Consider the following 7,639-nt stretch of genomic DNA (forward strand, 5'->3'; position numbering starts at 1 on the left):
ATCGCCGGGAACAGCAGCGTGCCCTCGGACATCATCTCGTAGAGGCGGTGGACACCGGTGGTGGTCTCCTCCGTCACACCGCGGATCTCGGACGCGAGCTGGGTCCACTTCTGGGGGGACTCGCCGAGGGTGCGGTTGAGCAGGGTGAGGATGTGGGCGTACTCCTCGGAGTCCGCGGTCGACGGGTCCGGGGCCGCGCCGGCCTTCTCGAACTCGACGCCCTTGTGGACGAGGAGGGTGGCGTCGCCGCCGTCGTCGAGGATCATGTTCGGGCCGCCGGTGGGGGTGTTCGGCCAGGTCAGCGCCTGCTCCGTGCACCACCAGTACTCCTCCAGCGTCTCGCCCTTCCAGGCGAAGACGGGGATGCCCTGCGGGTTCTCCGGGGTGCCGTTCGGGCCCACCGCGATGGCGGCGGCCGCGTGGTCCTGGGTGGAGAAGATGTTGCAGGAGGCCCAGCGGACGTCGGCGCCGAGGGCGGCCAGCGTCTCGATCAGGACGGCGGTCTGGATCGTCATGTGCAGCGAGCCGGTGATGCGGGCGCCGGCGAGCGGCTGCGCCTCGGCGTACTCGCGGCGGATCGACATCAGGCCCGGCATCTCGTGCTCGGCCAGGGTGATCTCCTTGCGGCCGAACGCGGCAAGGGACAGGTCTGCGACCTTGAAGTCCATGGGTGCTGCTCCTCATGGTTCGAGAGGTGGGTACGGCTGGTCCGTGCGCCGTCCTGGGGACGGGACACCGAGCACAGTCCGTCGGGGGTCCTCTCTCCCCTCGGCCGGTCGCGAGGACCGCCCGACCCGCCATCAGCAGCGACGCCTGACACTGACGACGAATCTACACCGATCGGTGGAGTGAGCCCCAGTCAGACGAGGAAGAAGGCGTGTGGTGATGTCAGGCCCTCCTGTAGGAACTTTCAGGGCCTTTCGGACTTTTGATCCGCCGAACCCGTGGCACGAAGGAGATCTCAGTGACCAGTCCGGCAGACCCATCCGTGGACGGGGGCGCGGGCAGGCCCGCGGGCGGGCCGGGGCGCCCCAAGCTGCTCGCCGTCACCGCGTGCCCCACCGGGATCGCGCACACCTACATGGCCGCGGAGAAGCTCCAGCAGGCGGCCGACCGCCTCGGTGTCGAGATGAAGGTGGAGACCCAGGGCTCCATCGGGGCCGAGAACGTGTTCTCTGACAACGATGTCAGGGAGGCGGACGGCATCATCATCGCCGCCGACAGGGAAGTCGACCGCGAGCGGTTCGCGGGCAAGCGGGTCCTCTCCACGGGCGTCGCGGACGGCATCCACCGGCCGGAGGAGCTGATCGAACGCGTGCGGAGCGCGCCGGTACAGACCGGGACGGCGACCGCGGGGGCCTCCGGCGGTGGTGGCGTTGGTGGCGGCGGCAGCCGTGGCAGCGGCAAGGAACGGAGCCTCGCGTACAAGGCCCTGATGAACGGCGTCTCGTACATGATCCCGTTCGTGGTGGTGGGCGGTCTGCTCATCGCCGTCGCGCTGGCGCTGGGCGGGCACGCGACGGCCGAGGGGTACGCCACGACGCCGGGCACGTTCTGGGACCACGTCTTCCGGATCGGCGTACTGGGCTTCACCCTGATGATCCCGATCCTGTCCGGCTACATCGCGTACGCCATCGGCGACCGGCCGGCGCTCGTGCCCGGCATGATCGGCGGCTTCATCGCGAACACCGGCGCGCTCTACGACTCCGAGTCGGGCGCGGGCTTCATCGGCGCGATCGTGACGGGCTTCCTGGCCGGCCACCTGGTCCTGTGGATCAGGAAGGTCCGGGTGCCCAAGGTGGTCCGGCCGATCATGCCGATCATCGTGATCCCGATCGTCGCCACCACCGCGCTCGGCCTGTTCTTCATCTACGTCATCGGCGGGCCCGTCTCGTGGGTCTTCGAGAGCCTGACCGGCCGGTTGTCCGGCATGACCGGGACCAGTGCGGTCCTGCTCGGCGCCCTGCTCGGCTTGATGATCGCCTTCGACATGGGCGGTCCGGTCAACAAAACCGCCTTCCTCTTCGGTACGGGGCTCATCGCGTCCGGCAACTACGCCGTGATGGGCATGTGCGCGGCGGCCATCCCGGTCATGCCGCTCGGCCAGGGCCTGGCCACGGTGCTGCGCCGCGGGTCGTACTCCGATCAGGAGCGCGAGACGGGGATGGCCGCGCTCTTCATGGGCGCGTTCGGCATCTCGGAGGGTGCGATCCCGTTCGCGGCGGCGCGGCCCGCCGCCGTCATCCCGGCGAACATGCTGGGTGGCGCGGTGGCCGGTGCGCTCGCCGGAGTGGCGGGGGTCGGCGACCACGTGCCGCACGGCGGGCCGGTCGTGGCCGCCCTGGGCGCGGTCGGCGGCGTCGGCTGGTTCCTGATCGCGATCGCGGCGGGCACCGTGGTGACGGCGCTGACCACGAACGCCCTGATCGGACTCAAGGAGCGGAAGAACGCGGGCGCCGGGCCCGCCGCCCGCTCCCCCGAGCCGGAACTCGTGGGCGTGGGCGTGGGCGTAGGCATCAGGGGGACGGACATACCCGCGCAGGCCGCGCCGTCGGAGGTGCTCTCCGGGTACCTGACCGGACGGACCGTCAGGACGGAGCTGGTCTCCGGCTCCAAGGAGGCGGCGATCCGCGAGATGGCGGAGATGCTCGCCGCCACCGGCAACGTCCGGGACGTCGACGAGCTCGTACGGGTCGCGCTCGCGCGGGAGGCGCGGGGCACGACCGGTCTCGGCGAGTCGATCGCGATCCCGCACGCCAAGACGGACGCGGTGACCCGGCCCACGGTGGGCTTCGCCCGGTCCGACGAGGGCATCGAGTGGGGTGCGCCGGACGGGACGAAGGCCCGGCTGGTCTTCATGATCTCGGTGCCGGAGGCCTCGGCGGGCGACGAACACCTGCGGATCCTGGCCCTGCTCGCGCGCGAGCTGATGGACACCGGCTTCCGGGAACGGTTGCTGACCGCCCCCGACGCGCCCGCGATCCTGGACGTACTGCGCGAGATCCGCTGATCGCGGCCCCGCCGCATCGCCCGTACGCTTCGGCGCGCACGGTAACGGATCGAAGGGGTGGGGCCGATGGAGCGCAGGCGGGGCCGCAGACGGGGCATCTGGGCGATCGTGCTGCTGGTGGCGGGCGGGGTGCTGGTGCTCGGCGGGACGGTCTACGCAGCCGTGTCCGCCGGGCACACGGAGGTGGCGTACGAGAAGCACCGCATACCGAGCGACCACATGCGGCCGACGTACGCGGCGGGGGACACCGGCTGGTTCTCCATGGGGTCCGCCGGCGAGGAGCTGGAGATCGGACGCGGCGACGTGGTCCTCGTATCGGTTCCGCAGTGGAGGCCCGGCCCGCTCATGCTGTCGCGGGTGGTGGCGCGCGGCGGCGACCGGATCGAGCACCGGCCGGGCGAGAGCACCCTGCGGCTCAACGGGGAGCCGCTGGACGAGCCGTACGTCCTGGACCGGTCGGTTCCGGCGGTCGTGCCGTTCGACGTGACGGTTCCCGAGGGGCGGACGTTCCTCATGGGTGACAACCGCGGGAACTCCGCGGACTCCTCGATGCACCTCTCCGAGGACGGCGGCACCGTCCCCCTGTCGGCGGTCCGCGGCGAGGCCGTCGTGGAGCCGACGGAGCTCATCGTCACGGGCGGCGTCCAGTTCGTCGGCGCCGTCGTCTTCCTGGTCGGGGGCGTGCTGGGGGTCGTCGCGCTGGCGGCGCGGCGCAGGAAACCGGCACCGGCGCAGCCCGCCTGGGGCGCCGCACCCGGCGCCTCGGGAGGGGCCTAGGGCCGGGTGTGCGAAGGCCCCCGCGGGCCGGTGCTCGCGGGGGCCTTCGTACGTCCGTGGGTTACTTGGCGGCTTCGGGACGGTAGATGTCCGGCTCCAGGTAGATCACGCGGGCGATCGGGACGGCCTCGCGGATGCGGGCCTCGGCGGCGTTGATCGCGTCCGCCACTTCGCTCGCGGTGTCGTGGCCCTCGACGGCGATCTTGGCGGCGACCAGCAGCTCCTCCGGGCCGAGGTGCAGGGTCCGCATGTGGATGATGCCGGTGACGACGTCGCCGTCGACGAGCGCGGTCTTGATCTTCTCGATCTCCTCGATGCCGGCGGCCTCGCCGAGCAGCAGGGACTTGGTCTCCGCGGCCAGGACGATCGCGATCAGGATGAGCAGGGTGCCGATGCACAGGGTGCCGATGCCGTCCCAGACGCCGTTGCCGGTCAGCAGGGCGAGGCCGACGCCGCCGAGCGCCAGGACCAGGCCGACGAGCGCGCCGAGGTCCTCCAGGAGGACGACGGGCAGCTCGGGGGCCTTGGCCCGCCGGACGAACTGGGTCCAGGTCTGCTTGCCGCGGATCTCGTTCGACTCCTTGATCGCGGTGCGGAAGGAGAAGGACTCGGCGACGATCGCGAAGAGGAGCACGCCGACCGGCCAGTACCAGGCCTCGATCGGGTGCGGGTGGTTGATCTTCTCGATGCCCTCGTAGATGGCGAACATGCCACCGACGGTGAAGAGCACGATGGAGACGAGGAAGGCGTAGATGTAGCGCTCGCGCCCGTATCCGAAGGGGTGTTGCGGGGTCGCCTCGCGCTTGGCCTTCTTTCCGCCGAGGAGCAGCAGCCCCTGGTTCCCGGAGTCCGCCAGCGAGTGGACGCTTTCCGCGAGCATCGACGAGGAGCCGCTGAAGAGGAATGCCACGAATTTGGCTACAGCGATGGCGAGGTTGGCGGCGAGTGCCGCCACGATCGCCCTGGTACCGCCCGACGCGCTCATGGGTGCAGGATGTCCTTCCTAGCCACTGACTACCGGCCGCACATTGTTGCAGCCACCGGGGCGGACGCCGCGTCAGACCACCACGGTGGCCCGGAAGACCGTGCCGCTTCCGGACAGTTCGACCTTTTCTCCCGCCGGTACGAAAACCGATTCACCGGGGGCCAGCGGCAGTTCGCCGGCCGCCACGGAGCCTGCCGTCACGGAACCGGCCGTGCAGAGCAGGATCTGCGGGGCGTCCTGCGACAGCACGCGGGAGACGCCGCCGGGTGCGAGGAGGAAGCGGGAGAGCCGGAACTCGTCGATGGGGCTCTCGTAGACCTCCTCGCCACCGTCGCCTTCGGGGCGCAGCACGTTCGGGTCGCCCGGCTCGAAGCGTGCGATCCTCAGCAGCTCGGGCACGTCCACGTGTTTGGGGGTGAGTCCGGCGCGCAGCACGTTGTCGGAGTTGGCGAGCAGCTCGACGCCGAGGCCGTCGATGTAGGCGTGCGGGACGCCCGCGCCGAGGAACATGGCCTCGCCGGGCTGGAGTCGGACGTGGTTGAGCAGCATGGCCGCGATGACCCCCGGATCGCCCGGGAAGTGGTGGGCCAGGGTGGCGTACGGGGCGTACGGTCCGCCCAGGCGCTCGGCGGCGGCCGCGGTCTCGTGGACGGTGTGGGCCATCTCGGCGCGGTCCGCGGTCAGTACGGCGGTGAGCATCTCGCGCAGGGCCGCCTCTTCGGGGTGCGCGTGCAGGAGGTCGACGTACGGCTTGAGGCTGTCCACCTCCAGGCCCGCGAGGAGTTCGGCGGCGTCCAGCGGCGCGCGGAAGCCGCACAGCCCGTCGAACGCGGTGAGCGCGCAGATCATTTCGGGCTTGTGGTTGGGGTCCTTGTAGTTGCGGTGCCCCGCGTCGATCGGGATCCCTCGGCGCTCCTCGTCCTCGTAGCCCGCCTTGGCCTGGGCCGGGTCGGGGTGGACCTGGAGGGAGAGCGGCGCGCCCGCGGCGAGGATCTTGAGGAGGAAGGGCAGCCGGGGGCCGAACTTGGCGACGGTGGCCGCGCCGAGCTCGCCTTCGGGGTCGGCCGCGATGACGTCCGAGAGGGCGACCTGGCCGGCGCCGCGGTCGAGGCGGGAGGGCGCGCCGGGGTGGGCGCCCATCCACAGCTCGGCCTGGGGCTCACCGGTGGGTTCGACACCGAGGAGCGTGGGGAGGGCCGTGGTGGATCCCCAGGCGTAGGGGCGGATCGTGTTGGTCAGGCGGTCCATCGTCGTCTTCCTGGATAGAGCCGGGGCAGGTGCGTGTACCTCAGCCGTGTCCGCCGGACGCCAACGCGAGGTAGGCGGTGGCGAAATCCGTGACGGCGAGGAGTTCGGCGAGCTGCTCCAGCTCGACGCCCTCCTCCGGTTCGAGCTCGCTGATGGCCGTGTCGTGGCTGAGGGCGAGCTCGCGTGCGGCGGGGGCGGCGGTGAGGCCGCCCGCCGGCCGGTCACGCAGCAGGACGATGCGGGCACGAAGGGCCTGGGGCTCTTCGACCCGGTCACGGAAGAAGTCTTCGGGGTCGGCGCCGGCCGCGAAGGCCCCGGCGAGCAGGATGCCGTGGGCGGGCAGCGCCTCGGGGAGCACGGCGGCCAGTGCGGGGCGGCCGGCGAGCTCGGCGAGGGTGGCGGCGAAGCGGCGGCCGGCGGGTGCGGCGCCGGTGCCCTCGCTCCAGATGAGCGGGAGGGAGTCGGCCAGCTCGGAGGCGAGGGTCTTGGCCGGGTTGGAGTAGGTGGCGATGGCGGGCCCGCAGCGTTCGGCCGTGCGGTCGAGGCGGTCGGCGACGAGCTGCAGTGTGTCGGGGGCGGCGGTGATCAGGCCGACCTTGTCGAGGAGCAGCAGCAGGGGCGTGAGCAGCGCCCACAGGGCACCGGGGCCGGCGGCGGCGGATTCGTCGTACTCCTGGTACGGGGCCTTGGCCATCGGTACGAGGAGCCCGTGCGCGCCGTCCACGGCCTCGCTCAGCGGTGAGCGCTCGGGGGCGACGGCGACGACGGTGCAGCCGCGCCGGTACGCCTGCTCGGCGAGGACGGCCAGCCCGGGCTCGGTGCCGTCGGTGGTGGCGATGAGCAGCAGGTCGACCGGGCCGGCCCAGCCGGGCAGCGCCCAGCGCAGTGCGCCGGCGGCGTGCGCGACGCCGGTGGGGTCGAGCCGGATCACGGGTGCGGAGGCGCCGGCGAGGGCGCCCAGCAGGTCGGCGACGCCGGTGGCGGCGGTGCCGGGCCCGGCGATCAGGACCGCGCGGGGACGGCCGTCGGGCCGCAGCTCCGCGAGGCCCGCCTCGTTCGCGTGCCGGGCCGCGGTACGGACTCTCGCCCCGGCCTCGGCCGCGCCGCGGAGCAGGCCCCGACGGTCTACGCGGGCGAGATCGTCCGGTGCGTCGAGGAGCGACTCGTCGAGCATGGCGGCCTCCGGCGGTCTTGACGGATCCAGGGTTGCGGAACGATCAGGCGGGGCGGCGGGCCTCGTCGACCAGGAGCACCGGGATGCCGTCACGGACCGGGTACGCGAGGCCGCAGTCCTGGCCGGTGCAGATCAGCTCGGGGGCCGTCTCGTCGGCCGACTTGTCCTCGAGGGGCGAGTGGCAGGCGGGGCAGGCGAGGATCTGCAGGAGGCCGGCTTCGAGCGGCATGGGGCGGTTCCCTTCGGGCATGCGGATGGTTCTGGGGTGGGGCGAGGTCAGCGTACCGCCGAGTCACCTCCGGTGCGGGCTGGAGTGTGTGCCTTGGCTCCCGCCCGCGTAGCCGGTGCGGCGCCGTTGCGGGGGCGCTGCCCCCGAGCCCCCGCGCCTCAAACGCCGGCGGGGCTGGATGTTGCTGAAGTGGGCCCGCATTGCGCGAAGCGCAAT

Annotated in this window: 7 protein-coding genes; 2 read left to right on the forward strand and 5 right to left on the reverse strand. The window is 72.2% G+C overall.

The annotated features are described in order from the left end of the window. Positions 1-668: adenosylhomocysteinase (locus AB0D29_RS38445; RefSeq protein WP_362860490.1), on the reverse strand; the 668-nt coding region annotated here is incomplete at its 3' end. A 320-nt stretch (positions 669-988) separates the two neighbouring features. Here AB0D29_RS38445 and AB0D29_RS38450 point away from each other — a divergent pair. Together AB0D29_RS38450 and lepB are read left to right on the forward strand one after the other, a co-directional pair. Next, positions 989-3,010 carry a fructose-specific PTS transporter subunit EIIC gene (locus AB0D29_RS38450; protein ID WP_362860495.1) on the forward strand — a complete coding sequence of 674 codons (2,022 nt, stop codon included), beginning with the start codon at positions 989-991 and terminating at the stop codon, positions 3,008-3,010. Positions 3,011-3,076: 66 nt separating this feature from the next. After that, positions 3,077-3,787, forward strand: a complete 711-nt coding sequence (gene lepB, locus AB0D29_RS38455; protein ID WP_362860491.1) for a signal peptidase I — start codon at positions 3,077-3,079, stop codon at positions 3,785-3,787. A gap of 61 nt (positions 3,788-3,848) precedes the next feature. Here lepB and AB0D29_RS38460 read toward each other — a convergent pair whose 3' ends face one another. The 4 genes from AB0D29_RS38460 to AB0D29_RS38475 form a co-directional block, all read right to left on the reverse strand. Then, on the reverse strand, positions 3,849-4,772 hold the full coding sequence (locus tag AB0D29_RS38460) for a cation diffusion facilitator family transporter (protein ID WP_362860492.1): 924 nt from the start codon (positions 4,770-4,772) through the stop codon (positions 3,849-3,851). A gap of 72 nt (positions 4,773-4,844) precedes the next feature. Continuing rightward, positions 4,845-6,020: a mannose-6-phosphate isomerase, class I gene (manA, locus tag AB0D29_RS38465; protein WP_362860493.1), complete on the reverse strand. Its 1,176-nt coding sequence runs from the start codon at positions 6,018-6,020 to the stop codon at positions 4,845-4,847. Positions 6,021-6,060: 40 nt separating this feature from the next. Next, a complete protein-coding gene (locus tag AB0D29_RS38470; protein WP_362860494.1) occupies positions 6,061-7,194 on the reverse strand; it encodes an SIS domain-containing protein in 1,134 nt (377 codons plus the stop codon). 43 nt (positions 7,195-7,237) lie between these two features. Next, positions 7,238-7,423, reverse strand: coding sequence for a Trm112 family protein (locus AB0D29_RS38475; protein ID WP_030015246.1), 186 nt, complete (start codon positions 7,421-7,423; stop codon positions 7,238-7,240). Positions 7,424-7,639 lie beyond the last annotated feature (216 nt).

This window comes from Streptomyces sp. NPDC048424 (genome assembly GCF_040651555.1).
In the GTDB taxonomy this organism is placed as follows: domain Bacteria; phylum Actinomycetota; class Actinomycetes; order Streptomycetales; family Streptomycetaceae; genus Streptomyces.

Bases quoted from the DNA above. Each gene is read 5' to 3' on its own strand.
- AB0D29_RS38470 (WP_362860494.1), bottom strand. From the start codon at position 7,194: ATGCTCGACGAGTCGCTCCTCGACGCACCGGACGATCTCGCCCGCGTA.
- AB0D29_RS38475 (WP_030015246.1), bottom strand. From the start codon at position 7,423: ATGCCGCTCGAAGCCGGCCTCCTGCAGATCCTCGCCTGCCCCGCCTGC.
- manA (WP_362860493.1), bottom strand. From the start codon at position 6,020: ATGGACCGCCTGACCAACACGATCCGCCCCTACGCCTGGGGATCCACC.
- lepB (WP_362860491.1), top strand. From the start codon at position 3,077: ATGGAGCGCAGGCGGGGCCGCAGACGGGGCATCTGGGCGATCGTGCTG.
- AB0D29_RS38460 (WP_362860492.1), bottom strand. From the start codon at position 4,772: ATGAGCGCGTCGGGCGGTACCAGGGCGATCGTGGCGGCACTCGCCGCC.